The organism is Solwaraspora sp. WMMB335 (genome assembly GCF_049179075.1).
GTDB lineage: Bacteria > Actinomycetota > Actinomycetes > Mycobacteriales > Micromonosporaceae > Micromonospora_E.
The window spans coordinates 6,656,704-6,682,736 of sequence record NZ_JBMHMF010000001.1 but is presented as its reverse complement, the minus strand read 5'-3'; the positions used below and the strand labels follow the sequence as shown (position 1 = coordinate 6,682,736).

The 26,033-nt window shown below is 70.9% G+C and carries 25 protein-coding genes, 1 other RNA gene and 2 pseudogenes; 9 read left to right on the top strand and 19 right to left on the bottom strand.

The window, feature by feature from the left end; translation table 11 throughout:
- Positions 1-16 precede the first annotated feature (16 nt).
- The 4 genes from ACN27F_RS28835 to ACN27F_RS28820 are packed head-to-tail and all read right to left on the bottom strand — an operon-like array spanning position 17 to position 5,116.
- On the bottom strand, positions 17-2,236 hold the full coding sequence (locus ACN27F_RS28835) for an Hsp70 family protein (protein WP_421438623.1): 2,220 nt from the start codon (positions 2,234-2,236) through the stop codon (positions 17-19).
- A gap of 29 nt (positions 2,237-2,265) precedes the next feature.
- On the bottom strand, positions 2,266-4,542 hold the full coding sequence (locus tag ACN27F_RS28830; protein WP_421438622.1) for a PQQ-binding-like beta-propeller repeat protein: 2,277 nt from the start codon (positions 4,540-4,542) through the stop codon (positions 2,266-2,268).
- Between the two features lie 9 nt (positions 4,543-4,551).
- On the bottom strand, positions 4,552-4,815 hold the full coding sequence (locus ACN27F_RS28825) for a hypothetical protein (protein WP_421438621.1): 264 nt from the start codon (positions 4,813-4,815) through the stop codon (positions 4,552-4,554).
- Positions 4,787-5,116, bottom strand: a complete 330-nt coding sequence (locus tag ACN27F_RS28820) for a DivIVA domain-containing protein (protein WP_421438620.1) — start codon at positions 5,114-5,116, stop codon at positions 4,787-4,789. The genes ACN27F_RS28825 and ACN27F_RS28820 overlap by 29 nt, the downstream gene beginning before the upstream one ends.
- Before the next feature lie 433 nt (positions 5,117-5,549).
- Here ACN27F_RS28820 and ACN27F_RS28815 point away from each other — a divergent pair, with 433 nt between their 5' ends.
- From ACN27F_RS28815 to ACN27F_RS28795, 5 genes and pseudogenes are all read left to right on the top strand, one after another.
- Positions 5,550-6,404, top strand: a complete 855-nt coding sequence (locus tag ACN27F_RS28815) for a helix-turn-helix domain-containing protein (RefSeq protein ID WP_421438619.1) — start codon at positions 5,550-5,552, stop codon at positions 6,402-6,404.
- A gap of 18 nt (positions 6,405-6,422) precedes the next feature.
- Positions 6,423-6,620, top strand: coding sequence for a DUF397 domain-containing protein (locus ACN27F_RS28810; RefSeq protein WP_282228434.1), 198 nt, complete (start codon positions 6,423-6,425; stop codon positions 6,618-6,620).
- 95 nt (positions 6,621-6,715) lie between these two features.
- Positions 6,716-6,919 carry a hypothetical protein gene (locus ACN27F_RS28805; RefSeq protein ID WP_421438618.1) on the top strand — a complete coding sequence of 68 codons (204 nt, stop codon included), beginning with the start codon at positions 6,716-6,718 and terminating at the stop codon, positions 6,917-6,919.
- A gap of 152 nt (positions 6,920-7,071) precedes the next feature.
- Positions 7,072-7,705 (top strand): annotated as a pseudogene (locus tag ACN27F_RS28800) (nucleotidyl transferase AbiEii/AbiGii toxin family protein).
- 78 nt (positions 7,706-7,783) lie between these two features.
- Positions 7,784-7,906, top strand: a pseudogene (locus tag ACN27F_RS28795) (alpha/beta hydrolase); the annotation flags it as partial.
- Positions 7,907-7,949: 43 nt separating this feature from the next.
- Here ACN27F_RS28795 and ACN27F_RS28790 read toward each other — a convergent pair.
- From ACN27F_RS28790 to ACN27F_RS28765, 6 genes are all read right to left on the bottom strand, one after another.
- The gene (locus ACN27F_RS28790) at positions 7,950-8,432 is read right to left on the bottom strand and encodes an NUDIX domain-containing protein (RefSeq protein ID WP_421438617.1); all 483 of its coding nucleotides are present in this window, start codon (positions 8,430-8,432) and stop codon (positions 7,950-7,952) included.
- Between the two features lie 334 nt (positions 8,433-8,766).
- Positions 8,767-8,967: a hypothetical protein gene (locus ACN27F_RS28785; RefSeq protein WP_421438616.1), complete on the bottom strand. Its 201-nt coding sequence runs from the start codon at positions 8,965-8,967 to the stop codon at positions 8,767-8,769.
- Between the two features lie 12 nt (positions 8,968-8,979).
- Positions 8,980-9,195, bottom strand: coding sequence for a hypothetical protein (locus ACN27F_RS28780; protein ID WP_421440619.1), 216 nt, complete (start codon positions 9,193-9,195; stop codon positions 8,980-8,982).
- A 184-nt stretch (positions 9,196-9,379) separates the two neighbouring features.
- The gene (locus ACN27F_RS28775; RefSeq protein WP_421438615.1) at positions 9,380-10,378 is read right to left on the bottom strand and encodes an arsenic resistance protein; all 999 of its coding nucleotides are present in this window, start codon (positions 10,376-10,378) and stop codon (positions 9,380-9,382) included.
- On the bottom strand, positions 10,372-11,457 hold the full coding sequence (locus ACN27F_RS28770) for an NAD(P)/FAD-dependent oxidoreductase (protein WP_421438614.1): 1,086 nt from the start codon (positions 11,455-11,457) through the stop codon (positions 10,372-10,374). Before ACN27F_RS28770 ends, ACN27F_RS28775 begins: the two co-directional genes overlap by 7 nt.
- A 141-nt stretch (positions 11,458-11,598) precedes the next feature.
- On the bottom strand, positions 11,599-12,771 hold the full coding sequence (locus ACN27F_RS28765) for a CobW family GTP-binding protein (RefSeq protein WP_421440510.1): 1,173 nt from the start codon (positions 12,769-12,771) through the stop codon (positions 11,599-11,601).
- A gap of 195 nt (positions 12,772-12,966) precedes the next feature.
- On the opposite strand from ACN27F_RS28765, the gene ACN27F_RS28760 reads away from it, so the two are divergent.
- Both ACN27F_RS28760 and ACN27F_RS28755 read left to right on the top strand, forming a co-directional pair.
- Positions 12,967-13,644 carry a hypothetical protein gene (locus ACN27F_RS28760; protein WP_421438613.1) on the top strand — a complete coding sequence of 226 codons (678 nt, stop codon included), beginning with the start codon at positions 12,967-12,969 and terminating at the stop codon, positions 13,642-13,644.
- Complete coding sequence (locus tag ACN27F_RS28755) at positions 13,625-13,879, top strand: Trm112 family protein (RefSeq protein WP_421438612.1); 255 nt, start codon at positions 13,625-13,627, stop codon at positions 13,877-13,879. Before ACN27F_RS28760 ends, ACN27F_RS28755 begins: the two co-directional genes overlap by 20 nt.
- Positions 13,880-14,088: 209 nt before the next feature.
- Here ACN27F_RS28755 and rnpB read toward each other — a convergent pair.
- From rnpB to ACN27F_RS28720, 7 genes are all read right to left on the bottom strand, one after another.
- An RNA gene (gene rnpB, locus ACN27F_RS28750) (RNase P RNA component class A) lies at positions 14,089-14,505 on the bottom strand.
- A 134-nt stretch (positions 14,506-14,639) separates the two neighbouring features.
- Complete coding sequence (locus ACN27F_RS28745; RefSeq protein ID WP_421438611.1) at positions 14,640-15,401, bottom strand: sulfite exporter TauE/SafE family protein; 762 nt, start codon at positions 15,399-15,401, stop codon at positions 14,640-14,642.
- Positions 15,402-15,451: 50 nt separating this feature from the next.
- The gene (locus ACN27F_RS28740) at positions 15,452-16,672 is read right to left on the bottom strand and encodes a bifunctional RNase H/acid phosphatase (protein ID WP_421440508.1); all 1,221 of its coding nucleotides are present in this window, start codon (positions 16,670-16,672) and stop codon (positions 15,452-15,454) included.
- Between the two features lie 8 nt (positions 16,673-16,680).
- Positions 16,681-17,421 (bottom strand): zinc ribbon domain-containing protein, encoded by a 741-nt coding sequence (locus ACN27F_RS28735; RefSeq protein WP_421438610.1) that lies wholly within the window; start codon positions 17,419-17,421, stop codon positions 16,681-16,683.
- Between the two features lie 12 nt (positions 17,422-17,433).
- The gene (locus tag ACN27F_RS28730; RefSeq protein WP_421440506.1) at positions 17,434-18,297 is read right to left on the bottom strand and encodes a Nif3-like dinuclear metal center hexameric protein; all 864 of its coding nucleotides are present in this window, start codon (positions 18,295-18,297) and stop codon (positions 17,434-17,436) included.
- A gap of 125 nt (positions 18,298-18,422) precedes the next feature.
- The gene (locus tag ACN27F_RS28725; RefSeq protein ID WP_421438609.1) at positions 18,423-18,989 is read right to left on the bottom strand and encodes a flavoprotein; all 567 of its coding nucleotides are present in this window, start codon (positions 18,987-18,989) and stop codon (positions 18,423-18,425) included.
- 69 nt (positions 18,990-19,058) lie between these two features.
- Positions 19,059-20,291 carry a helix-turn-helix domain-containing protein gene (locus ACN27F_RS28720; RefSeq protein WP_421438608.1) on the bottom strand — a complete coding sequence of 411 codons (1,233 nt, stop codon included), beginning with the start codon at positions 20,289-20,291 and terminating at the stop codon, positions 19,059-19,061.
- Positions 20,292-20,567: 276 nt separating this feature from the next.
- Between ACN27F_RS28720 and ACN27F_RS28715 the strand changes: the two genes are divergently transcribed.
- On the top strand, positions 20,568-21,350 hold the full coding sequence (locus ACN27F_RS28715) for a bifunctional DNA primase/polymerase (RefSeq protein ID WP_421438607.1): 783 nt from the start codon (positions 20,568-20,570) through the stop codon (positions 21,348-21,350).
- Between the two features lie 259 nt (positions 21,351-21,609).
- Positions 21,610-21,861: a DUF3040 domain-containing protein gene (locus ACN27F_RS28710; protein ID WP_421438606.1), complete on the top strand. Its 252-nt coding sequence runs from the start codon at positions 21,610-21,612 to the stop codon at positions 21,859-21,861.
- Here ACN27F_RS28710 and ACN27F_RS28705 read toward each other — a convergent pair.
- Both ACN27F_RS28705 and ACN27F_RS28700 read right to left on the bottom strand, forming a co-directional pair.
- The gene (locus tag ACN27F_RS28705) at positions 21,841-22,821 is read right to left on the bottom strand and encodes an SWIM zinc finger family protein (RefSeq protein WP_421438605.1); all 981 of its coding nucleotides are present in this window, start codon (positions 22,819-22,821) and stop codon (positions 21,841-21,843) included. The genes ACN27F_RS28710 and ACN27F_RS28705 overlap by 21 nt on opposite strands.
- A complete protein-coding gene (locus ACN27F_RS28700; protein ID WP_421438604.1) occupies positions 22,818-25,967 on the bottom strand; it encodes an SNF2-related protein in 3,150 nt (1,049 codons plus the stop codon). The genes ACN27F_RS28705 and ACN27F_RS28700 overlap by 4 nt, the downstream gene beginning before the upstream one ends.
- Positions 25,968-26,033: the final 66 nt, after the last annotated feature.

The window sequence follows — 26,033 nt, the reverse complement described above, 5'->3', positions numbered from 1 at the left end:
GTCCGAGGCGCCGGCTTCACGCCACCGGCACCGACCAGAGCCGGACGGTGTGATCGGCGCCGCCCGACGCCAGGTACCGGCCGTCCGGGCTGAAGGCCAGCCCGGTCACGTCGTCGGTGTGCCCCGGGAACTCGCTGACCAGCGTTGCGGTGTCGACGTTCCACAGCCGTACGACGAGGTCGGCACCGGCCGCCGCCAGCAGCCGGCCGTCCGGGCTGAACACCGGATGGCCCTCACCGCCGCCGGTCTCGAACGACCGCACCGGCCGGGCGGTGTCGACCTCCCACAGACCGACGGCCGCCTCGCCGCTGGAGGCGACGAACCGGCCGTCCGGGCTGAACGCGGGGATGCCACCACCCCCGGTGTACGCCTGCACCGGGTCGCCGGTCGCCACGTCCAGCAGCACGAGGGTTCCCTTGTATCCCGCGGCCGCCGCCACCCGGGTGCCGTCCGGGCTGAACGCGACACCGCTGGCGTACTCCTCGCTGAGCGAACGGACCAGCTCACCGGTCGCCGGGTCGAACAGCCGGACGCCTTCGTTGACCGAGTATCCCCCGGCGACCGCCAGCAGAGTGCCGTCGCGGTTGAACGACACCCAGTAGTGGCTGCTGTCCAGGCTGTGCGCCTGGCTCGCCGTGTCCACCGTCCAGATGGTGCTGTCGGTGGCGAGCAGCGTGCCGTCCGGGCTGAACGCCACGGCGCTGACCACCGAGCTACCCGACAGGACGACGCCCAGCTCACCGGTGACAGCGTCCCAGATCCGGGCGTTGTGGTCGTTGCCGCCGGCGGTGGCGACGCTGCGCCCGTCCGGGCCGAAGGCGATCGCGTGCACGGTGGCGTACCCGGTGTCGATGACCGGCAGCAGCGACGACGCGGGACCCGCCGCCCCCGCGTCCGGTCCCGGCGGCTCGCGGTCGGCCAGCACCGCCCACGCCGTGCCGATCGAGGCCGCCAGGATCAGCGTGAGGGTGGCAGCGAACACCGCTACCGACGGCCGCCACCGACGCGCCGGGGCGCGACCGTCGAGGTCGACCGCCGTGGGCTCCACCGCGACCGCCCTGATCGGCGTGGCGTCAGACCCGGTGGGTCCGGTGGGTCCAGCGGGTCCGGTGGGTCCGGTGGGTCCAGCGGGTCCGGTCGTCAGTGACGCGCCCAGAGCTACGACCAGCTCCGGTTGGTCGACGGCGACCGGCATGACGCCGAGCCGCTCACGCAGCATCGTGTCGACCAGCGGGACCCGGCTCGATCCGCCCACCAGGAACAGCCCGGCCAGCTGGTCGGCGGGCACCCCGGCGGTCCGCAGCACACCCGCTACACAGTCCACCGTACGGTCGACGATCGGCCGGGCCAGCTGCTCGAACTCGTCCCGGGTCAGCGGCAGGTCGACATCCAGGTGCGGGACGTGCACCTGAGTCGCGCTGGCGCGGGTGAGCATCTCCTTCGCGCCGCGTACGTCGTCCCAGAACGCCCGGGCGCTGCGCCGGTCGTCGGTCGACTCCGGCCGGCCCAGCCGCCGCCAGGCCGTCGGCTGGGTCCGGTCGCCGTGGATCCGCCGGAGATGGTCCACGATGGCCGCGTCGAGATCCAGCCCGCCCAGCTCGGCCAGCCCGCCCGTGGCCAGCACCGCGAACCCGTCAGCCGTACGCCGGACCACCGTCGCGTCGAACGTGCCCGCGCCGAAGTCGTACACCACGGCGTACCCACCGACCGGTAGCCGCGCACCGACCACCTCGACGAAGAACGCCGCCGCCGCGACCGGCTCCACCACCAGGAACGGATCGATCAGCCCGGCCCGCCGCGCGGCGGCGAGCAGCACGCCGCGGCGCGGCGTGCCCCAGCCGGCCGGGCAGGTCAGCGCGACCGGGGCGGGCAACTCGCCGGCGACCCGACGCGCCTCTGCGGCCACCCGGCCCAGCACCGCCGCGAACACCTCGACGACCGGCACCTCGACCGGACGCCCGGAGTGTCGCAGCAGCACCGTCTCGTCGTCGACCCGCCGTTTCGGGTGCGGCTCGAAGCCGGCCGGGTTGCTGCGCGCCGCGTGCAGGGCGTCCCGACCGACGAGCAGCCCGGCATCGGGTCCGACGAACAGCCCGGTGCCGGGTCCGACGCAGACCGCCGATGGCAGCATCTCGGAGCCGTCGAACAGCAGCGGTCGGCCCGGCCCGGCGGGCTGGGCGAGCACCGCCGTCGTGTTGGAGGTGCCAAAATCGACTGCCAGCCGTACGTCCGACACCCGCCGATGGTAACGACGCACGTCAACGTTCAGGCGGTCACCGCCGCGGCCAGCGCGCTGAGCCAGCCGGCCGCGCCACCGACGTACGCGACCGAGCCGGCGACCTGCACGCCGCTGGTCTGGCCCAGCGGGTGTGACCAGACGATCGAACCGGTCGCGACCCGCAAAGCGGTGACCACGGTGGTGGTGGACACGTACACCAGCGGCCCGGCGACGGTCAGCCGGCCGAGGACGTAGCCGTTGACCCGGGTGCGCCACCGCGGCCGGCCGTCGCCCGCACCGAGCGCGTGGACGTACCCGTCGAAGGAGGCGGTGAACACGACACCGTCGGCCGCAGCCGGCGGGGCGAACTCGGAACCGGTGCCGTCGCGACGCCACCGCAGGGCACCGTCGCGGCTGTCGATGGCGTAGCACCGCCCGTCCGAGCCGGTGACGGCCACCGCACCGTCGGTGGCGGCGAGCTGCCGGGACAGCCGGTCGGCGGCCGGTGGCGCGTACCGCCAGCGCTGCCGGCCGGTTGACCGGTCGGCGGCGTACACCCGACCGTTGTTGGCGCTGAAGACCGCGAGGTCGCCGGTGAGCAGCGGATCCCGCGCGGCGGCCGGCACCTCGAAGCGCCAACGCGGGGCGAGACTGGCCGGGTCGTACGTCTCCAGCCCCTCCTGCGCCAGGTAGACCAACCGGTCGTCGACCGCCGGTGCGCAGGTCAGGATGTTGCGGCTGGTGGCCGTCGCGACCACCGCCCCGGTGTCGGCGTCGAGCAGGTGCAGGCGGTTGTCGTGGCTGGCGACGTAGACCCGGTCCCCGACGACGGTGGGTGCGCCGACCTCGTTACGGAACATGCCCGGCGCGACCCTGCGGGACCAGACGGTCGAGCCGTCGACGGCCCGGACGGCGTAGCAGACGCCATCGTCGCAGAGCACGAAGACCCGTCCGCCCGCGACGGTGGGCCGGTGCCGGATGCCGGGCAGCGGCCGACGCCAGAGCAGGCCGCCCGGCTCGGGGCCCGCCTCCGCTGGACTCGCCTCAGCCGTGATTGCCTCCGCTGGCGCTTTCGCCGTGGTCGCGGGCGGCGAGGCGCGATCGGCCACGGCACCGTCGACCGCCGGGCGGTCGCCGGCGAGCAGCGACGGCGTGGCACCGACGACGAGCGACGCCGCCGCGACCGACAGCACCCGACGTCGGGGCCAGGCGTCCGGACGCGATGCCCGCCGGGCCCGCCGCGACCGGGCGGCGCCTTCGGCGACGACGATCTCGGGTTGCTCCAGCACCGTCGGCGCCACACCGAGTGCCCGCAGCAGCGCGGTGGCCGCCAGTGGCAGCCGGCTGCCGCCGCCGACCAGGAATATCCCCGACAGGTCGGTCGGTGCCAGGGCGGCGTCGGCGAGCACCGCGCGGGTCGCCGCCACGGTCCGGGCGACGATCGGCCCGGCCAACTCCTCCACCTGGATCCGCCCCAGCGGGGCATCGGCGCCCAGCGACGGAATCGGCACCACGGTCGACGGCTGCCGGGACAGCGACTCCTTCGCCGCCCGTACGTCGTCCCACAGTTGCCGGTGGGCGCGGCGGTCGGCGTCGGTGTCCGGGTCCGTCAGTCGCCGCCAGCCGGCTGGGTCACACGGGCCGTAGACCGATCCGAGGTACGCCACCACGGCGGCGTCGATGGCGAGCCCACCGGTGTCGTCGAGGCCACGGGTCGCGACGACGGACAGTCGACCGCCGATCCGACGGACCACCGAGGCGTCGAAGGTGCCGGCACCGAGGTCGTAGACCAGCGCGGTGGTCCCGTCGACGCGGCCCGCCGGACCGTCGGTCAGGAAGTAGCCGGCGGCGGCCACCGGCTCCGCCAATGGTGTCACGGCTGCCAGGCCCGCGCGGCGCGCGGCGAGCATGAGCCGCTCCCGGCGGTGGGCGTCCCAGGTCGCCGGATGGGTGACGACGGTACGGGCCGGCAGGCCGCCGGCGGCCCGGCGGGCTTCGGCGGCGACCGCACCGAGGACCGCGGCGATGAGGTCGGCGACGTCGACCTCGGTGTCCCCGAGCGTCACTGTCGCCTGGTCGATGCGCCGCTTCGGGTGCGGTTCCAGCCGGTCGGGCCGGCTCCGGGCGGCGTGCAGCGCGTCGCGGCCGACGATCAGACCGGTGCCCGGTGCCGCGAACACCGCCGACAGCAGCTGCCGGAATCCGTCGAAGAGCAGCGGCTGGACCCGCCCGTCCGGCCAGGCCAGCGCCGCGACGGTGTGCGACGTTCCGAAGTCGACGCCGAGGACGACACCGACGGTCGCCGCAGCCGCCGGGTTCACCATGGGCTGATGCTAGTCGGACCGTGCTCGCCGCTGTCGCCGGTACAGGTGGCGCAGGCCGTCCCGTTGCACGAAGATCTCCCGCCGTTCGACGGCCGTGCCGTCGCGGTCCAGCACGTAGCCGGTGAGCCACACCCAGCCGACATAGGTCCAGCGCTTGTCCACGGCGGTGACCCGGAACCGGAAGCCCCGGTCACCGGCGAACTGGACGCTGGCGGCAGCTCCGATCGCCAGCACGTCACCCGGCTCAGGTGCCGGGGTCGACGTCGAGTTCACCGACGTACGGCAGCCGGGCCTGGTCGCTCTGCCAGTCCCGTAACGCCTGCTTGAGTAGCGACAACTCATCGACGAGTTGGGCGATGCTCTGATCGCGGCGGCGCAGCTCAGCGGCGACCTGGGCGACGTACGCGGCGACGTGCCGTGGGTCGAGACCACGCCAGCGGGTGCGAAACCGCACCCGGGTCACCTGCTCGGCGGTCAGCGCCACCGGCGCGACGTCCCCCTCGTACGTCTCGCCGTTGACGCTGACCACCGGCGGCCGGTGCCGCCCGGATGAGCTCGCGGACGCCCCGTTCACAGCGCTTTTCCGTCCGGTGGCGGCGGTCCGGGCCAGGTCAACCGGCCGCACCACGGACACCATCTGACTTTCACTTTGAAGGCGAACAGTCCGGCCAGGAACCCCAGCAGGACCGCGCCGATCAGCGCACCGATTTCCACGAGGACCTTCCCCCTCTTCAGATCGGGGCGCCGGCCGGCCTCCTTGCCGCGACGCCGGCCGGCGCCCAGGTGGGTGGGGATGTGCGAGGCGACGAGGCGGTGCGCCGACTTCGGGTCTGCCGGCCCGGCTCTCGTAGCCAGAGACAGATTGACATCTCTGACGTACGGCTACAAGACTTCAGTGTAAGTTTTCTCCAAGACTGCCGACAGTGTGGAGTCAGGTCTTGAAAGTTGTAGCAATGCGAGGGAGACTGCCTTTCGGCAGATCCGAAGAGGATCCTGAGGAGGTCTACATGTCACGAGCAAGCGGACCCACGATCGCCCGATGGCAGCTCGGCAGGCAGCTCAAGACCGCTCGCGAGGCGGCCGGCTTCACCCAGTTCGCCATCTCCGAGGTGCTCGCCTGCAGCGAGTCGAAGATCTACAAGATCGAGGCCGGTGACGTCGGCGTCGGCCGTGGCGACCTGATCGTCATGCTCGACCGCTACGGCGTCGCCGACGATGAGCGCCGCGCCACCATCTTCGACCTGCAGAAGCAGGGCAAGCAGCGCGGCTGGTGGTCCAAGTACGGCAATCTCCCGATGAACTACAGCATGTACGTCGGCCTCGAAGGCGCCGCCCGCGAGGTGCGCAACTTCGAGCTGGCCATCGTCCCCGGCCTGCTTCAGACCGAGGAGTACGCCCGAGCCGTCGCCTCCACGGCGTGGCCGGACGATCCCGGCGAGGTGGACCGGCGGGTCGAGCTACGGATGGCGCGGCAAGCGTGCCTTACCGAGGACCCGCCGCTGAAGTTCTGGGCCGTCGTGGACGAGGCTGCGCTACATCGGCGTACCGGTGGCGACGCGGTGATGCGCCGGCAGCTCGACCACCTGGCCGAGGCGAGCACCCGACCGAACGTCATGCTGCAGGTGCTGCCGTTCAGCGAGGGCCATCACCCTGGCACCACCGGGTCGTTCTCGATCCTGGAGTTCGACGAGGACGTGCACAGCCCGGTGGCGTACGTGATCAGCCCAGCTGGCGACGTGTATCTGGAACGCCCAGAGGACATGAATCGGGTTACGCTTACCTACACCCACCTGCACGCGGCGGCGCTCAGCCCAGGCAAGTCCCGGGACCTGATCGCCGCGATCGCCAAGGACTTGGCGTAGACCAGAAGGAGGGGCGCGATGGACCTCGCCCGCGCCGTGTGGATCAAGAGCAGCCGCAGCGACTCGAACAGCCAGTGCGTCGAAGTCGCCCGCAACCTGCCGGGAGTCGTCGCCACCCGCGACAGCAAGGACCCGACCGGCCCGGCGCTGACCTTCGCCCCCTCCGCCTGGACCACCTTCACCACCGCCCTCAAGTCGTCCCAGCTCTCCGCGTAACCGCTCCTCCCCGCCCCGCTGACTGCAAGCCCGCCTTGCCGGTTGCGTCGTCCCGCACTTGATAGGACGTACGATCAGGCTGAGGAGGTGCAGCCATGAGCACGCCAAGCAGACCGCCGCCTGGCTCGCGGTATGTCGATCAGCGGCACTACGTAGTCGCCGCAACGCTTTCCGAGCTACGCGGTCCAGTTTCCGGGATGGTGACGCTCGACCGTTGGCTGGACTGGTCTGGTAACGGCGCCTACGACCTTGACGACCCCGGCGATTTGCAATTGATGTACCAGACGGTGCTAAACTAGGCAACCACCGCCACCGATCTACGCCGATGGCTTCATGGCGACACGCTCTACCGCCTATGGCCGACCCTCTGGTTGCCTGCCCGGTTGCGGGCACTGTGGCAGGCGCGCTTGCCAGAGTTGGCGACGCCGCCGGGGTCAATGGCCGGATAGCGATGAAGGAGACACACGTCCGCTTAGCCAAGATCGGACACGGGTAGCGGGCAAATATGGCTTCGCCCTGGCTGGTGGCTATGCTGTCCAAGCGCATGGGAGCGTCGTGAGGACTTCGCGACAGCCGTCGAGGCGGTCGTTGCAGAGTACCGATCATCTGGATACCTCGTGGAGGTCATCCAGCAGTTCGAGACCTTCGCCCGGCTCTCCGTCATCGATCCAAGCAAGCCTGCGGAGCCGCACAAGGTCGAGCTCGCGGCGAATTGGCGGGCACTACCACCGGTCATGATGGACATAGGCCCGGTCCTGCACCCCGACGACGTGGTGACAGGTAAAATGTCCGCGCTGTTTACGCGCGCGGAACCCCGGGACTTCTTGGATGTCGATGCCGCCGTAACCACTGGGCGCTACAGCCCTGAACGTCTGTTGGAGCTCGCCGAACAAGCCGACGCAGGTTTCGATCGCCGAGTACTGGCGGACCTCTTCGCGACGCTGGAGCGATACCCGGATCGCCGATTTGCGGCCTACGGCGCGAACCCTCAGCACATCGCCGCCGTACGCGAGCGGTATAAGGCTTGGCGGGAAGAGCTCCTGGCCGCCGATTCGCTCAAGGAACCCGACCGAGAAGTCCCATAGGTCCGAGAAACTCTTCAGGTATCCTTCGTCCCCTACTGGTTGGGTGTCTGGCGGTAGACCCGCGAGTCACGCAGACGAAACGCGTTCGGCTCGACCGAGAAGACGCTGCACGCCAACCCGGGCCAGCACGCCGATCGGCTCCCGGAACACGAGCTGGACAGCACGGTACGGTTCTTCACCCGGCACCTCATGCCGCACTGAACAGCACTGATCGAAGCCGGCATCCGTCCGGATCGGCTCGGGCTCAGCAGATCCGGTTGCCGTCTTCGAGATAGCGGGTCCCGCCGCCGTCGGCTGCCTCGGCGGCGGCGGTAGCCCGCCGGGCCAGCAGCGGTGACAGCCGCTGCTGTGCCTGGGCCAGGGTCGACCACGCCCAGCTGCGCAACTCCTGCGGTGGCAGCCGGATCGCGTCGGTTTTCGCCGCGTCCAGGACCCCGCCGTCGTAGACGAACATGACGCCTTCGGTGCGACCGGTACGCGGCGGCACCCAGTCGACGACCAGCAACCGGCCGGGAGCGACGGTCAGGCCGAGTTCCTCCGCCAGCTCGCGGACCGCCGCTTCGTACGGCGACTCGTCGGCCTCCACCACCCCACCTGGCAGCTCCCAGTAATCCTTGTACGTAGGCTCGACAATCAGGATCCGTCCGACATGATCCTGAAAGAGCACCCCCGAACCCATCCGCTTGCGCGGCAACGTCGCGGTGTAGTCGTCCGCCGATGCAGTCATCCAGGGACGCTAACGGCACCCCACGTACCGCGACGGCTACGACACGTCAACGAGTTCGAGTCCGTCGTACTCGGCGAAGTCGATGAAGTCCTTCGTGTTGAAGGTACCAAGCGGAAGACCTTGCACCAGGCAGCAAGCGGCGATCAGGTGTCGTTGACCGGCCCAGGACGACCCCGAAGCTGAGCGTGCGCCTGAAGGTGGCCCCAGGTCGTTGTGACTCGTTCGTCAAACCCGAGCACAAGAATTCGCCGACGCCAAACGTCGAGGCTCGCGCGCCGTTGCGGACCCCAACTACGGATAGCGGTCCATTTGGTCAGCTCGCCGAGCGTGAAGCTCACACAAGACCTGCCCGCCGAAAAGCGTAAAGGTCGACGAGGAACTCGTCCAGCTCCTCGTCAGATTCGAACATGCCAGGCTGCATCAAGTCATCCGCTGAACGAAGCGGGCGAACCCCCTGCTGTCGCGCCAGCTCCTCCACCGTGACGTGCTGGTCGGGCTGCGACCAGTCAGATAGAGCCTCAGCGTTGCTTGACACGGTGCGCTCCCTTCACAGGCGAGGCTCCGCCAAGCTTACCTTCCCTGCCGTGATCAACTTGTCACTCACCGTCGACCATGAGCCTGTCAGCCACGGTCGGTGTTGGTGGCTACGGCCGAACGGGTCGGCGTCCGGCAGCTGCGGATCGAAGTCGAGCGCGCCCCGGTCGTCGCGCAGCCCACCGAACCCGGCCACCAGCGCGATCCAGGACCCCGCCAACGCGGCCATCGATCCCGGCTCGGGCTGTGACGTCGAGCTTCCTCTGGTCGGAGAGCGTCCTTCACGGCCGTAGCGCACACTCACCCCCGAAGGCCCACGCCACACAGCAGCGCGGACAACCGGTTGGCGCGACCGCGAGTTTGGTCAACCGGCCGGCTGCGGAGTCGCTGCGCGCAGGTAGTCCCGCTCGGGCTCACGTTTTGGCTGCCGCGGGGGCAGGTGCAGCATCGAGGTACTGACGGCCTGCGCGCCGGCGGAGCACGTGTGTCAGCGCGGTTAGATGGGGAAACTCGATGAGCATGCCGAGGATGATCGCTGCGTACACGACCGGCTGGTCGGGGAGCGCGATGGCGGTGACGGCGAGCATGAGCGGGGCGTTGCGGGCCGAGGTGGTCATCGTCAGCAGCGCATGCTCGGGGTAGGGCAAGCCGACCAGGTTCGTGACGCTCTCGCCGACGACGAAGGTGACGACGAAGAAGAGAAAGACGACGAGCAGAACCCAGGCGAAAGCGCCGACGTCGGTGAGGATCGTGGCGATGTTCGCGGCAAAGATCCCGATGATTACTGCGGCGATGACGAGGGCGATCGCACGATCGACGGTCGCCACCACGACGCCCCGCCACCCTTTCGGCGCAACCGCGCGCAGCAGCAAGCGGAGGCCGAGCCCGGCTACGGCGGGCAGGACGAACCAAGTCAGCAGCGTGTCACCGACGTCAGCCGGGGCCGGCGCGACGGTGCCGTCGGCGAAGATTCCGAGCCACACCGGGTACAGCGCGAGTTGCAGCACCATCTGCACCGGGATCAGGGCGGCACCGATCCTGGTATCACCTCCGGCGAGGCGCGTGAACCCGAGGAACCAGTCGGTACATGGCGCGAGGCAGTAGATGAGCACTCCAAGTCGCAACGCGTCGTTCGGGACGAGCGCGGTGAGTACGCACGCGACGAGCGGGACGGCGATGAAGTTGATACCGAGCGCGAGCAGCACCGTGCGTGGGGCTCGGCGCAGTGTCGACAGCCCGTCGAGGCTGAGGGTGAAGAACAGACAACCCACCAGCAGCATGATCATGGGGTCGACGAAGTCGCCCACCGCGGCGCCCGCGTCGGATACGAGCGCTCCGAGCGTGCTGCCGCCAAGGATCGCTGCCAAGAGCACGAGCGTGGTGGTGCCGGTCCGCCAGGGTGCGGTCAGCACGCGCACTCCACCCCGCAGCACGACAGGTCTTCGGTCAGCATCCCGGCCTTCCGCCAGGCCTGCAGCGCACCGGTGTCCTTTCCGGCCTGTTCGCCGATGAGCCGCGCGACGTGCGCGAAGCGCTGGCGGAACTTGTACACGAAGCAGAACTTCTGCCCACCGTGCCGGATCGCCGGTCCGGAGAGGAACAGGCCGGGCGTGAGGGTGGACTGGTCGTCCGTGTCCAGCTCCGGCCACCCGTCGGGGCGAGTCGCGAAGAGTTGCGCCACCGGTCCAAGGCCCGGACCGAAACCCGTCGCGGCGATCGGCACCGTCGGGGTGGAGAAGGTGCCGCCGCCGCCGAGCCGCACGGCGAATCCGGCATCGCCCGCCTCCACGCTCACAGCGCGCTCGGCGACGAGTGTCAACCTGCCCGTCTCAAGGGCGCGCTTCAGGCGCATCCGAGAACGCGGGGCGAGGCGGAACGAGGGATCCGACCCCTGGTGCGCGTCCCAGGGATGCTCGCCGTCGACGACCGTCACGGTGGCACCCTGCTCCACGTGATGGCACGCGAGATCGATCCCCGACTCGTATCCGCCGATCACGACGACGTCACCATCACGACGGACCCAGGCAGCCGCCGACCGTGAGTGTACGCACCGCGCCGCACCCGGAATGCCCGGAGAGAGGGGATGTCCGAACTCGCCTCCCGCCCACACCACCGTCCGTGCCCGTACGATTCCGCGGGTCGAGTGGACCTCGAACTCATCGGCGTTCCGTTGCACGGCCTGCACTTCGGCGCCGAACATGGTGGGTACGCGGAAGTGCATCGTGACTGCGGTCAGGTATTTGGCATACTGCCGGCCCGAGAGGTAGTCGGTGCCGAGGCTGAAAGCCGGCGAGGTCTCGAAATGTATGGCGTTGAGGTCGGTCGCGCCGAAACCGTTACCGGTGAACGACGGGGTCAGAAAGGTCTGCGCCTCAGGCCAGTCCAGGAACGTCTGACCGATCCTGCCCTTCTCGATCACGCCGAAGGTGAGTCCCTCCACGGCGCCGAGTGCCAGCGCGGTGCCGATGCCGGCTGGGCCGGCGCCGATCACGAGTGCATCGAGGACGCGAGGTAAAGCCATGGTCATCGGTGGTTACTTCCTTCGGAGGTAGCGGGTGCCGGCTTTCCAGCGGTAGCGAGTAGTGGCCGTGGCCGGGGTTCTGTGAGGAGTCGGAGACGACGCGGCGTAGCGTCAGGGGGGCGTGTCCAGAGAGGCGAACTGCGTCGGCCAGGGGTCGTCGAACGGGCGCCCGGCCCGCCATGCCTCGACCTCGTCGGGCGTGCACAGGCATGCTTCGAGCTCGGTGAGGAAGGCGCGGGTCTCAGCCTCGACACCCAGGAGTGTCAGTTGGGTGCGCCGGTCGCCGAAGACCGCGTGACTACCGGCCATCTTCGTCTGAAGGTGGGCGATCTCCGCGGCGGAGAGCCGGCCTTCGTCGTGGGCGAGGACACCGGCCTTCCAGTAGGCCATGAACTCCAGATTGATCCCGCCTGCGGCCTGGTTCCACAGCAGGACCTGATCGTCACGGGTCGGCAACCAGAAGGTGCCCTTGCTGCGGTACAGCGTCTGCGGCAGCTTCGTGGTGTACGTGTCCCAGAGCCGCTGGGGATGGAACGGCCGTGGGTCGTCGAGCAGGAGCGAGGCGATGTAGGCATGGTCGGGACAGGCTCGGTCCCGCTTCTCGATCTCACGTCCCAGCCCAGCTACTCGCCGCTGATCGTAGGGTGGTGCGTCGATGACGGCGCCGAGCGGCAGGTTGCCGAACTGGAGGCTGCTGATCGGCACGTAGGGGTTGAGGGGGTGCAACGCCGTTCCGATCGTCTGGAGTTCCTCCCGGCTGAGTTTGTCGGCCTTGGAGAGATAGACCGCGGACGCGAACATGACCTGCTCGGCGATCAGGCTCTCAAGCCCCTGCGTCCCATTTCGGAGGTGCCGGCTCAGCCCGGTGGTCACCGCACGCCCATGGTCGAGGTCGTCTCGCAGCATCGCCGCGTCGAGGACCGAGAGCCACGCGTGCAGACGCGTCCTCGGGTGCCGGGCCAATGCCTTGACCAGGGGCCAGGGTCGGGTGCTGCCAGACGTCTCGATGAAGAGGTGGTCGACGTGCGGGTCAGCCAGCAGGCGGTCGGTCTCGGCGAGCAGAGTCTTGAGCTGTTCCGGTCCGTGGATGCTGCCCCCGACGATCACCGACAGGGTCGACTCGTCGAGGACCTCGGTCTCCTCCACGATCAGCCCGTCGACGTCGAGTTCGCTCATCTCGTTGACGATGGCCGCCACGCGTGGACGTGGCGTCGCTCGCGCCGACTGCACCAACAGGCTTTGCAGGAGGGTGGTCTTACCCGATCCGAGAAATCCGTTGAGCACGGTCACCGAAACGCGGCTCCGCGCTTGCGTCGGCCCAGCGCTACGGACAGTAATCGACCCACGGGTGGCGCCGCGGTTCTTCGTCTGGCCGGAGCGGCCGCGCTTCGTTGGTCTCACACCGCCATCTTATTGCATATGGTTTTCATTCTCATCAGGTTACCTGGCGATGGTTATCGTTTTCGGTAGCCTTGCCGTATGCCCGATCGATTGGACTGTCCTGACCTCGCAACCGCCCTGCATGCGGGCAGCAGAGAGCATGGCGAGCACGGCGTGCTCCTGCAGCTGCTGGACGTCGAGTTCTGGCTGATCGGCCGCGACGTCGAGCACCCGCGCGGCAACCTGTTGCTGCAGCTGGGCTTCACCCGCGAGCCACCGACGGTTGGTGCGCGTGGGCGCAGCCGGTACCGAAGGAGAGCCGGCGATGAGCACGTGGTGCTCTGGGGCTGGGGGCTCTACCTCGCGCGCGATGGCATCGAGGTGCTCCTGACCCGCAGTGGCGGTCCATTCGCGGCCGCCGGCCCGCCCGACGTCTTCGAACGGCCGTCAACGGCGGGGCGTGACACCTCGGCTACTCACGCGCTCGTCGCGGCCTGCGACTGGCTGGCGGCCTACGAGGACCGGGTGGACGCGGGTGCCGGGATCGCCCACCGGGTGCCACGCCCCGACTCGACGCCGACCGCTGCCCCGCCCGAGCCGTGGACGCTCTCGGCTGCCTGGCGTGAACTCGGCGCGCTCGTCGCACGCACCGGCGCGGAACTGCCTGCGACCAGTCGCAACATCGCTGACCACCAGGAAGCGACCGGGACGAACGAGGCTGCGGACATCGCAGCGCGGCACGTGCCAGAATCGACCCATGCCACCGAACGACGGTAGTCTCGACCCCCGGTTGCTTGAGATCCTCGCTTGCCCGGACGACAAGGGGCCGCTTCTCTACTTCGCGGCCGAGAACACTCTCTACAATCCTCGGCTGCGCCGCCGCTATCCCATCCGGGACGGAATACCTGTCCTGCTGATCGACGAGTCCGAGACGGTCGACGGCGCCGAGCACGACCGCCTGCTCGCGTTGACTGCCAAGGGTAGTGCGCCTGCTGATCGCGCCGGGTGCTAAAGACCGAGGTCGTGAAGTGAAGCGTATGACAGGAAGGGAGGGGACACCCCACGACTGCTCTGTCCATCAAGCTACCAGCGTTGCCATGCTATGCATCGAGGGCGTCTCCAGGGCGTCAGATGACGACCAAAGTTGACCATGAACGACCATCGACGACGGGGAGTCCGTGCAGCTCAGCGCCTTGATCACCGCGCTGATGTGGGGTGGGACGGACGAGTCGACCTGTACGCCGGATTCTGTCCCGTACGCGCCGGTTGCCCAGTGCGCAGCGGGGGCGGCCATCCATCTAGGCCTACCGTCGCCGGCAGGCTCCAGCGGCCTACCCGCAGGCTCGGGCGGGCAGCCCTCGAACGCCTGCGCAGGTCGGCGTCTCGCGACACCGGCCCTCTTGGCCTTGCTCCGGGTGGGGTTTACCGAGCCATCCCGGTCACCCGGGATGCTGGTGGGCTCTTACCCCACCGTTTCACCCTTACCGGGCATTTCACCGCCCGGCGGTCTGTTTTCTGTGGCACTGTCCCGCGGGTCGCCCCGGGTTGCCGTTAGCAACCACCCTGCCCTGTGGAGTCCGGACGTTCCTCGGCAACAGGGGACGTATCCCCCGCCGACGCGGCCGCCCGGTCGACTCGTCCGTCCGAGAATCAATCGTACGCAGCCCACGATCATTCCTCGCCCGCAGGCTGGCGGAAACGCGTTACCGAGCGGCGGGCCGAGCCCACTACCCACCCCGCGTCGCCGAGCACCACTGCCGGCGGAGCCCATGTCAGCGCAGGGTGCGGACCAGCAGCAGGATGCCGACACCGACGCCGAAGACGACGATGCCGAAGCGCAGTACGGTCGGCGGGAGCTTTCGGACCACCCGCGCGCCGACGTACCCACCGGTGATGGTCGCCGGGATCAGCACCGCCGCCGCAGCCCAGTTGACCGGTCCGAAGACGGCGAACACGACGACAGTTGTCGCCCCGACCACCGCCGACAGCAGGTTCTTCAGCGCGACGACCCCGTTGAGGGCTTCGTCGAGCACCAGGGCCAGCCCGGCGACCAACATCACGCCGAGCGCCGCGCCGAAGTAGCCGCCGTACGCCGAGCAGAAGAAGGCCATCGTCTGCAACGAGATCTGTTCACGCCCAGGTGGCAGATCATGGGGTTCACCGACGATGCGGCGCAACTGGTTCTGCAGGCCGAGCACGGCCGCCGCGCTGAGGATCAGGAACGGCACGATCAACTCGAACGCCCGGGCCGGGGTGACCAGCAGCAGTACGCAGCCGAGCACCGCCCCGGCGACGGACGTCGGCACCAGCGGCCACAGCCGGCGCCGCCGGGGCAGGTCGGCGCGGCTGCCGACGGTGCTGGCGAGGTAGCCGGGGCTGACCGCGATCGCGTTGGTCACGTTCGCCGCCACCGGCGGCAACCCGACGGCGATCAGGGCGGGGAAGGTGATCAGCGAGCCGCCGCCGGCCGCCGCGTTGACCATGCCCGCCGCCAGTCCCGCCCCGACGAGCAGGCCCAACGCCGGGAGATCCATTCACCAGAGCCTAGTGCCACGACCCCTACCACCCGCCCGCCGACCCCCGGTCACGGGGTGGCGATGCCGGCGAGGTGGGCGGTGTCGTTGACGGTGCGCACCGCCACGCCACCGTCCGGCCAGGTGTCGATCACCGAGATGCCGGTCGGGTCGAGGTACAGCCGGTGCAGCAGCACGTCACCGGCACCCAGTGCGTCCCGCAGCATGATCTTCAGCGGGGAGACGTGCGAGACCACCACCACGGTCTGCCCGGTGTACGTGGCGAGCAGCCCCCGCACCGAGCGGCGTACCCGGGTCGACACCTGCGCGAACGACTCGCCACCCGGCGGCGCCAGCTGGGTCGAGGCGAGCCAGGCGGTCAACTCGGCCGGCCAGCGCTCGCGCACCTCGGCGAAGGTGTGCCCCTCCCACTCGCCGAAGTCGCACTCGATCAGGTCGTCGTCGGGGCGTACCGGCGGGTCGCCGACCCCGGCGGCGATCGCCCGTGCGGTGTCCACGCAGCGCGACAGCGGCGAACAGACGATGGCGTCGATCTTCGACCGGATCATCGCGATCCGGGCGGCAGCGGCGGCGGCCTGCGCGGCGCCCTGTTCGGACAGCGGTACGTCGCCGCGACCCGAGTAGCGGCTCTGCTTGTTCAGGCCGGTCTCGCCGTGCCGGACCAGGATCAGCCGGGTGGCGCTCGCGGTGCTCGGCGGCTCCCAGGAGGCGGCCGGTGCGCCACCTGACGCGGCGAACATCGACGGCTGCGCCTCGACGACCGCAGTGGTGGCAGTGTCCGTGGGAGCGCGGGACGCAGCCGGGACCGGCGTCGCCGATGCCGCCGATGCCGCCGATTTGGCCGGCTTGGCGGATTTGGCCGGCTTGCCGGCGGCGCGGTCCATCGCCTGGTTGGCCAGGGCGTCGGCGCGCTTGTTCTTCTCCCGGGGAATCCAGCCGAAGGTCACCGCGTCGAACTCGCGGACGAGCTTGGCCGCCTGCGCGGCGAGCGGTCGCAGTCCCGGGTTCTTGATCTGCCAGCGGCCGCACATCTGCTCGACCACGAGCTTCGAGTCCATCCGTACGTCGACCGAGGTGGCACCGATCTCGGCGGCGGCGCGCAGCCCGGCGATCAGGCCCTGGTACTCGGCCACGTTGTTGGTGGCGACACCGATCGCCTCGCCCCGCTCGGCGAGGACCTGGCTGGTGGCCGGATCGAGCACCACCGCGCCGTACCCGGCGGGCCCGGGGTTGCCGCGCGCGCCGCCGTCGGCTTCGACGATGACCTTCATCGCGGTGCTCACAGGCCCGACTCGGCGGTACGCACCATGATCCGGCGGCATTCCTCGCACCGGACCACCTCCGCCGGGTCGGCCGCCTTGATCCGTCCCCGCTCGGTGGCGGACAGTTCCAGTCGGCAACCGCCGCATCGGCCGGCCCGCAGCAGGGCAGCGGCCAGCCCGCCCGAGTTCTCCCGGATCTTGTCGTAGAGGGCGATCAGTTCGGCGGGCAGGTCGCCGGCCAGCGGCACCCGGGCGGAGGTCTTGAACCGTTCCTCGCTGGCGATCTCGGTCAACGTACGGTCGCGGGCGGCCTCGACCTCGGCGCGCCGTTCCCGGGTCGCGGCGATCCGGCCGGTGATCTTGTCGAGAACTGCCTGTGCGGTCTCCCGCTGCTCCATCAGCTCCAGCTCGGCGTCTTCCAGCTCGGTCTGCCGGCGGGTCAACGAGGTCAGCTCGTGCTGCAGCGCCTCCAGCTCGCGAGCCGGCCCGGAGCCGCGAGTGAGCCGGGCCTGATCCTTGTCCTTGCGGGTGCGGACCTGATCGACATCGCGGTCCAGGCGGGCGATGTCGCGGTCCAGGTCGTCGACGGCCACCTGGGCACGGACCCGTTCGTCCTCCAGCGCCGACAGTTCCCGGGCCAGCCCGTCGAGCTCCGCGTGCTCGGGCAGGGTCCGCCGGCGGTGGGCAAGCTGGGCGAGCGCGGTGTCGATCGCCTGCAGGTCGAGCAGGCGGCGCTGGGCTTGCGGATCTGCCTTCACAGGTGGTGCTCCTTATGAGGTGGGTACGGCAGCGGTGGGTGCGGCGGTGGCGGAAGCGCCGGACGCGGTGGAGACAGCCGACGGCGCGTGCAGGGTCCACGGGTCAGTATCAAGGTCCGAGACGCTCGCCCGCACGGGCAGTTCGGCCTCCAGGTACCGGGCGAGATCATCCAACCAGGGCCGCTCGGTTGCCCAGTGAGCGGCGTCGAGCAGCGCGGGCCCACCGGCGGCGACCTGCTCGCTGGCCGGGTGGTGACGCAGGTCGGCGGTGAGATAGGCGTCGACACCGGCGGCCGCCGCGGCGTCGAGGAACGAGTCGCCGGCCCCGCCGCAAACAGCCACGGTACGGATAATGCGGCCCGGGTTACCGGCGGCCCGCACGCCCCACACGGTCGGCGGCAACGTGGCGGCGGCGTGGCGGGTCAACTCGGCGAGGGTGAGCGGCTGGGGCAACGTGCCGATGCGCCCGGCGCCCTGCCCGACGACGGCGGTCGCCGGGGTGCCCGGCGCCGCCGGCACCAGGGGGCGCAGGCCGGTGAGGCCGAGCCGGCGGGCCAACGCGTCGGAAACGCCCGGGTTGGCCACGTCGGCGTTGGTGTGCGCCACGTACAAGGCGACACCGGCGCGGATGAGCCGATGCACGATCCGCCCCTTGTACGTGGTCGGGGCGACCGACGACACGCCACGCAGCAGTAGCGGGTGGTGGGCGACGATCATCTCGGCCCCGGCGTCGACCGCTTCGGCCACGGTGTCGGGTACGCAGTCAACGACGCACCACACGTGCCGTACCGGTGCTTCGGGCTCGCCGAGCACGAGGCCGACCCGGTCCCATTGCTCGGCCCAGGCAGGTGGGAAGCGCCGATCACAGGCGGCGATGACGTCGGCCACCCGGGGCTGCGCCGCCGGCGCCGTCGAACCGGCGCCGGATCCGACCCGGGACGATGCAGTTGTTGTGCCCACGGCGGCTCAGCTTACCCATCCGCCACCGGGGCCGACCGGTTCTACTCACCGGTGGTACCGGCAGCCATTTCGTCATCGAGCACGTCGAGCGTGAGCCGCCAGGGAATCCGGTCGATGAGCTGTTCACCGGCGCCGGGCGGTTGCAGCGGCAGGACGTCGTCGCCGAGCAGGACGGGGATCCCCCAGCCACGCAGCCGGGCGACGCTTTCCTGGAAGGCGGGGTGCCCGGCGAGCGCGGTGTTGGTGAACGGCAGAGTGACGATCGGCAGGCCCTTGCCCTGGGCCTCGACGACGAGACCGAGGGCAAGGGTGTCGGTGATGCCGGCAGCCCACTTGTTGATGGTGTTGGCGGTGGCCGGAGCGACGATCATCGCGTCGGGCGGTGGCAGCACGTCAGGGTCACCGGGGTTCTTGTAGTCGGTGCGCACGGGATGCCCGGTCTGCGCGGCGAGCCCGGGTGCGTCGACGAACTTGCGCCCGTCAGGGGTCACCACGACGCACACCGACCAGTCGCGCTGCTGGGCGAGGGTCACCAGCCTCCCGACCTGTCGGGAGGCTGGACTGCCGCAGGCGATCACATACAGGTTCCCGGCATCGGCTGGGGTCACGCCGCCACTCCTCCATCCACCATCGTCGTTGTTTCCTGTGGGATACGGTTCCCTGCGGGACGCGGCGCGTCACACGCCGACCCCCATCTGCTCGGCGAGTTCGGCCACCGGGGCCGACGGCGTGCCGCGGGTGCGGCGCAACACATCGGACATCACCGCGTGGGCCACCGGCCGACAGCGGATCTCCGCCGGCGCCAGCCGATCGCCCTCCAGCAGCATCTCGCTGGCCTTGTCGAGTTCCCCGAGGTGGGCGTATCCACGGGCGATGTCGAGCATGTGGTGCGCCCGCCGTTCCGGCAGCAGCGCGTTGAACCCGGGTTCCGCCAGGATCACTTGATGCGTCTGCACCGCCGCACGGCTCTCCCCCAGCTCGACCGCGGCCGCGGCCCGGTGCAATTGGACGTTGGTCGGACCGAAGCAGGTCCAGTAGTGGTTCTTGTCCTCACCGAGCGCCCGCGCCGCCTCGTCAGCACCATTGACCAGGTCCCGGACGGTGGCGCTGTCGCCGATGCGGGCCGCTGCCATCGCCGCCTGCAGCAACAGCAGGCCGTACACGGACAGCCGCTCCGGGGTGGCTTCGCCCGTGTCCGGTGCGAGCCGGTTCGCGATGTTCACATTTACTTCGAGCGCGGCGCGGAACCGGCCGAGGGCGAGCAACGCGTTGCCGACCCGGCAGGTCGCCACGCCGGTCAGCAGGTTGTCCCCCGCCCGGTGCGACACCGCGATCGACCGGTCGGCGGCCAGCCAGGCCAGGTCGTACTCGCCGAGCTTGCGCAGCGTGGCGGACGCGATCTGGTAGAGCTGGCCGAGCAGGCTGGCCGCCTGCCGTGCCTGCTCGCTGCCGGCGGGGTACACACTGTCGGCGGCCTGCGCGTCGCGCAGCAACCGGGGCAGGGCACGGGCCAACACTCCATACTTGGCGTGTTGGAAGGTCAGCCACGCATGGTTGGTCGCCTTGTGCATCTCGGCCAACCGGGGCGGCTCCGGTGAGGTGTCGAAGAAGGTGCTAAGCGAGTCGTACCGCTCCAGCGCGGCGCGGATCTCCTCGACTTCCACCTGGTCGATGCAGACGGTGCTCTCCGGTCGGCGCTCCGGATCTTTGCCGAGCAACTGCTGGGCGTCCACCTGCAACACGTCGGCGATTTCGTGGATCACGGAGAACTTGTCCAGCCGACGCACCCCGCGCTCGACCTTGTCGACCCAGCTCTTGGACTTGCCGAGCCGGTCGGCGAACACCTGCTGGGACAGCTTGCGCCGGGTACGCCAGTAGGCGACGCGCCGACCGATGGGTAACTCGTCCACACCCATGTTCCCCCCTTGCGATTCCGGCACCCCCCGGGGCCGGCATAACTGCTGGTCAATACGGCTTTCTTCCGTGGACACCCGAACCGGCACCGTACTCATCGCACAGCCAGTGCGTTAGGTCCATCACAGATGGTCGTAGTTTTCGATGCAAGTTGCAAAGGGTTGACAGCCAAAAATTTACGGCGTGTCGCCGGCACGGATGTGCCGGCCCACGCCGTAGTCGGTTGTGCCCACAGCTATTCGCGAACACGACACTTGAGGGGATTTTCGATCATGCGGTGGACGGTCCAACCGCCTTTCGTCCGCCTGCGGCTGCGCCGCGGTGCGCTGCGCTACGCCACGCACGGATGGCCGGTCACGCCCGGAGCGTATCTGCACCAGGGTCGCTTCCGGTGTGATCGACCGGGCTGCCCGACCACCGGCTGTCACCCGGCACTGGCCGACTGGCAGCGGTCCGCGACCGACTGCCGCGTCCAGGTCGGCACCTGGTGGCGGGAACATCCGCACGCCGTACTGCTCGCCACCGGACACGCGTTCGACGTGCTGGACGTGCCGGCCCGCCTCGGCCTGCGGACGCTGTGCACGCTGCGGTTGCGCGGCGGCGCCGCGGCGCCGGGCCGAGGTCGGCTGCACGGTCCGGTCGCGGTGACTCCCACCGGCCGGTGGATGTTCCTGGTACGTCCGAGTGACGCGCTGCGGCCCGAGCTGGCCGACTCACTCGACGTGGTCCGGCACGGCATCGGCTCGTGGATCCCGGCACCGCCGACCCTGCTGGCCGAGGGCCCGGTCCGCTGGGCGGTCAGCCCAGCGCAGGTGCAGTGGCAGCTGCCCGACTCGTACGCCGTGCAGCAGGTCGTCAACGAGGCGCGGGAGGCCACCACCTCGCCCCGGCCCCGGCCCCGGCTGCCACAGCCACGCACCGCACCAGCCGACGCCACACCGGCCGACGGCGCACCAGCCGAACCGGTACCGGTCGCTCCGCTCGCCGGCGGGGGTGCCTTTCCCACGGCGACCGGGGTGCCGCGACAGACGTCCACGCTGCGCCGGGCGCTGTGACCCGGATCGGGATCCGTGTTCCCGGGCACCTGGGGCTTTCCGACGAGGGTGAAAGATTGTCCTCGGCGCTCACCCGCACGGGAGTACCTGTCCCGGCCGGCCGCCTTGAGCATCGAGTAGCCACGCCTTTCCAGTTTGCCGGTTGACGCGCGGGGTGCGGGACCGGACGGCTTGAGCGGCGGCCGAGTGGGTAATGCGCCGTTGGCCGCTCGCTACGCGTGCCGCTGGCTGCAGGGGACGCTCGGAGGGAAGGCACACCATGCTCAGCAGGGAGGATCAGCGCCGGTTCGACCAGATCGCCCGCCACCTGCGGACGACCGATCCGGAATTCGTCGCCCGACTGGGCGATCAGGCGGCAAACCGGCGTAACCGGCTGGCGATCGTGGCCAGTGTGGTGCTCTGGGCGACGGTACCGTTGCTCGCGCTGTCCGGCGGCTGGCTCGCCGCGATCATCGCCGCGGTCGCGCTCTGCCTCGCCGGGGCCTTGGCGCTACGGGCCCGCCGCTGGTAGTCGGCTGTCCGCGCCGAACCGCTGGTAGGCACCGCTCAACAGGGTGACCAGGCCCGGTCCACCGACCGACGGCGATGGTACGCCGAGCTGGCGCAGCAGCAGCCCCGGACGTGCCGGCAGCACCGGTGCCCGCGCCGGCAACGGCACCGGCGGGCGCCAGAAGCCGACGTCGACCGGCGCGCTCGGCTCCGGCAAGCCGGCCAGCACCCGGCTGGCCCCGACCGGAGCGGGATCGGCCGGAGCGGGATCGACCGGAGCGGGATCGACCGGAGCGAGACCAGCCGGAGCGAGGCCGGCCGCCGGGCCGGCGGATCCCGCTGGCGTGCCAACGGTGAGCGGCGCATCGTCGACGGCTGGTCCGGCGGCGACCGGCCGGGCACGAGCCGACCGCAGTCGATCCAGCAACGCCGGCCGACTGCGACCACGCCAGTGCAGGATCTGGAACGGATCCGCGTCGAACTCCTCGGCGAGCAGATAGAAGGTGGCGGCCAGGTGCTTGCACGGCACCGCACCGTCCGGGCAGTTGCAGTCCAGCGTCAACTCGTCGATGCCGGCCGGGAACAACGGAGCACCGGCCGCGACGAACACCTCCTCCAGCTCCGGCGGCAGATCGCCGGCGAGCAGCCGCGCGCTGAACAGGGCCTGGCCGGCCAGGGTCCGCTCGATATCACGCCACACCGATTCGGCAAACGGCGGCAGCCCGATCCGTACCCGGTACGGCCGGGGGCGGGACCCCTGCACCTGGGCGGTCACCGCGCCGGGAGCCACGGTCAGGGCGAGCACCTGCCCGGCCCGGGCGTACGACCGGCCCCGGCTGAGCCGGGTGCCCAGCGCGAACGATTCGAGCACGCCGACGAAACGTCGCGACCACCAGGACTGGCCGATCGCCCCCCGCGTGCTGCGGGCCCGTAACCCACCGTCGACCCGGCGCGGCCGGCCGAAGTCGGCGAACGAACTCACTCCACCACCGCCCCGGCCTCCAGGGCGAACAGCTCCCGCAGCTGTCCGGTGGACAGCTCGGTCAGCCACTGTTCACCGCTGCCGACGATCCGTGCGGCCAGCCCACGTTTGTCCGCCACCATCGCCGCGATCTTCTCCTCCACGGTGCCGGCGCAGACGAACTTGCGTACCTGCACCGCCCGCCGCTGCCCGATCCGGAACGCCCGGTCGGTCGCCTGGTCCTCCACCGCCGGGTTCCACCACCGGTCGACGTGTACGACGTGGTTGGCGGCGGTCAGCGTCAGCCCCGTGCCGCCGGCCTTGAGTGACAGGATGAACAGCGGTGGGCCGCCCGCGTCGCCGTCCTGGAACCGGGTCACCAGCGTGTCGCGCTCCGCCTTGCCCAGGCCGCCGTGCAGGAACAGCACCTCCCGACCGGTGTACGCGCACAGATGGCCGCGCAGCATCGCGCCGAACTCGGCGTACTGGGTGAACAGCAGCGCTTTCTCCCCCGCCGCCAGGACCTCGTCGAGGATCTCGGTGAGCCGGGCCAGCTTGCCGGAGCGGCCCGGCAGGTGCGAGCCGTCGCGCAGGAACTGCGCCGGATGGTTGCAGATCTGCTTCAGCTTGGTCATGGTGGCCAGCACCAGCCCTCGGCGTTCGATGCCGTCACTGGAGTCGATCCGCCCCATCATGTCGTCGACCACCGCCTGGTAGAGCGAGGCCTGCTCGGCGGTCAGGTTGCACAGCACCTCCATCTCCAGCTTGGCCGGCAGGTCGGCGATGATCGAGGTGTCGGTCTTGAGGCGGCGCAGCACGAACGGGCCGGTGATGCGGCGCAACCGTTGGGCGGCGTCGGTGTCCCCGTGGCGTTCCACCGGCTCGGCGTACCGCTCGCGGAAGCTGGCCGCCGTGCCGAGCAGGCCGGGGTTGGCGAACTCCATGATGGACCACAGGTCGGCGAGGCGGTTCTCCACCGGCGTACCGGTGATCGCGATCCGGTGCCGGGCGGGCAGTGAACGGACCGCGACCGCCTGCCGGGTCGCCGCGTTCTTGATCGCCTGTGCCTCGTCGACCAGCAGCCGGTGCCAGCTGATCTCGGCCAACGCCCCGGCGTCCCGGGCGGCGACCGCATAGGTGGTGACCACCAGCCTGGACCGGGCGACCGTCTCGGTGAAGACCGACCCGCGCGGGCGCTCCGCGCCGTGGTGCACGTGCACCGCCAGGTCGGGCACGAACCGGGCCGCTTCCCGGCACCAGTTGCCGACCAGCGACATCGGGCAGACCAGCAGCGTGGGTCCGGCGCCGGGTTCGTCGGCGGCGAGCAGGGCGAGCAGTTGCACGGTCTTGCCCAGACCCATGTCGTCGGCGAGCACGCCACCCAGGCCCAGCGACTGCAGGAACCGCAGCCATGCCAGGCCACGCCGCTGGTACGGGCGCAGCCGCCCGTGGAAACCTGCCGGCTCGACCGCCGGGGCGAGCCGGCGTTCCACCTCGCCGCTGAGCAGATCGCCGAGCGCGCCGTCGGCGCTGATCCCGAGCACCGGCAGCGGCACCGGCAGTGCGTCGTCGTCGCCGAGGGCCAGCCGCAGCAGGTCGGTGGTGGCGAGCTCGCCGCCAGAGCGCAGCAGCGCCAGGCCGGCGGCGAGCCGCTTCGCGTCGACCTCGACCCACTGGCCGCGCAGCCGCACCAGTGGTGTCTTGGCCACCGCGAGCGAGCGTAGTTCCTGCTCGGTCAGCGGCTGGTCGCCCAGCGCCACCTGCCACTGGTAGTCGACCAGGGCGGACATGCCGAAGCGCTGGTCACCGGCGACGGTGCCGGGCGCGGTCCGGCTGGTCGCCCGCAGCCGGGCACCGAGTCGCGCGGTCGGTCGCTGCCACCAGGACGGCAGCAGTACGCCGAAGCCGGCGGCGTGCAGCGCCGGTGCGCCGTCGCGCAGGAACCGGTGCGCGGCGTCGACGTCGAGGTGAATCCCGGCGGGGGTGGCGGTGCGCAGCGCGTCCTCGATCGCCGGCCACAGCCGGGAGGCGCGGCCCAGCTCGGCCAGCAGCGTCTCCTGCGGGTCGGTGGTGTGCCGGGTCAGCGGCTGGAGCCGCCGGCCGCCGCGCCAGATCGTCGCGGCGTCGACTAGCAGGCTCGGCTCGGCGGTGGCCTGCAGGGCGAACTCCAACCGCCAGCCGCCTCCCGCCTGCGCTGCCGGCTCCCCGGCCGGATCGGGCTGCCCGGCCGGGTCCGGCTCCCCGGCCGGGTCGGGTTCGCACAGCCGGAAGCTGGCGCGGACCGGGCCGCCAGCCGCCTCCCGCTGCCAGTGGTCGAGTTCGGCGACGAGCGCGTCGAGCGCCGTAGCCGGCGCGGTGAAGTCCCGCCGGGGTCCGGTCAACGCGGTCAACCAGGCGTCGCGGGCGGCCAGCGGCCCGGACCGGGCCCGGCCCTCGGCGAGCCGTACGCCGTGCAGCGCGGCCCGGGCGGCGGCGTCGGTCAGCGCGTCCAACGCCTCGGCGACGCGCCGGTGTCCGGTGCCGGGCGGTCCGCCGGCCAGCACCGCCGCCGGGGTGGCCAAAGCCAACGACTCGGCCCACCGCCGGTCCGGGCCGGTCAGCAGCGGTGACCAGCCGGCGGTGGCGGTTCCCGGCGACGGCCCCGGACACACGGTGGGCAGCACCCGCCCACGCGCGACCAGTTCGGCGGCGAACCCGGCGAGCAGCGCGAGATGCCGCGCCGCACCGCCGATGACCAGCCTGGCCGGTGCGTCCGCGTCGGCGGCCGACGGATCGACGTCGTGCAGCAGGCAGAGCACCGCCAGCGCCTGGTCGGCGTCGAACTCCAGCGTCGGCACCAGCCACTCGGCGAACGGGCCTCCGGTACCGGCGCCGGACCGGGGCGGCGGTTCGTCGGGCTGGGTACGCACCAGCTCCGGCGACTCCGCCGGCCGGCCACGGTCGGACGGCAGCAGCAGCGCGGCGCTGCCGGCCGCGGACTTCGCGGCGATGCCCCCGACGACCGGGACGAGCACGTCGGTCAGCGTGTCGTGCCCGGCGGCGAACGGGTGCGCGCGCCGCCGGGGCCGACGCCCCGGCCGGCGCGGCGGGGCTGCCGGCAGCGTCGAGTCCTCGGCCCAGACGGCGATCCGGCCACCGGAGCCGAGCAGACCCTGCACCACCAGCACCGAAGACTCCTCCCGGTCAGCGCGTCGACCGCTGATGGTACGGGTGGTCCGGCCGGTACGGCCGGG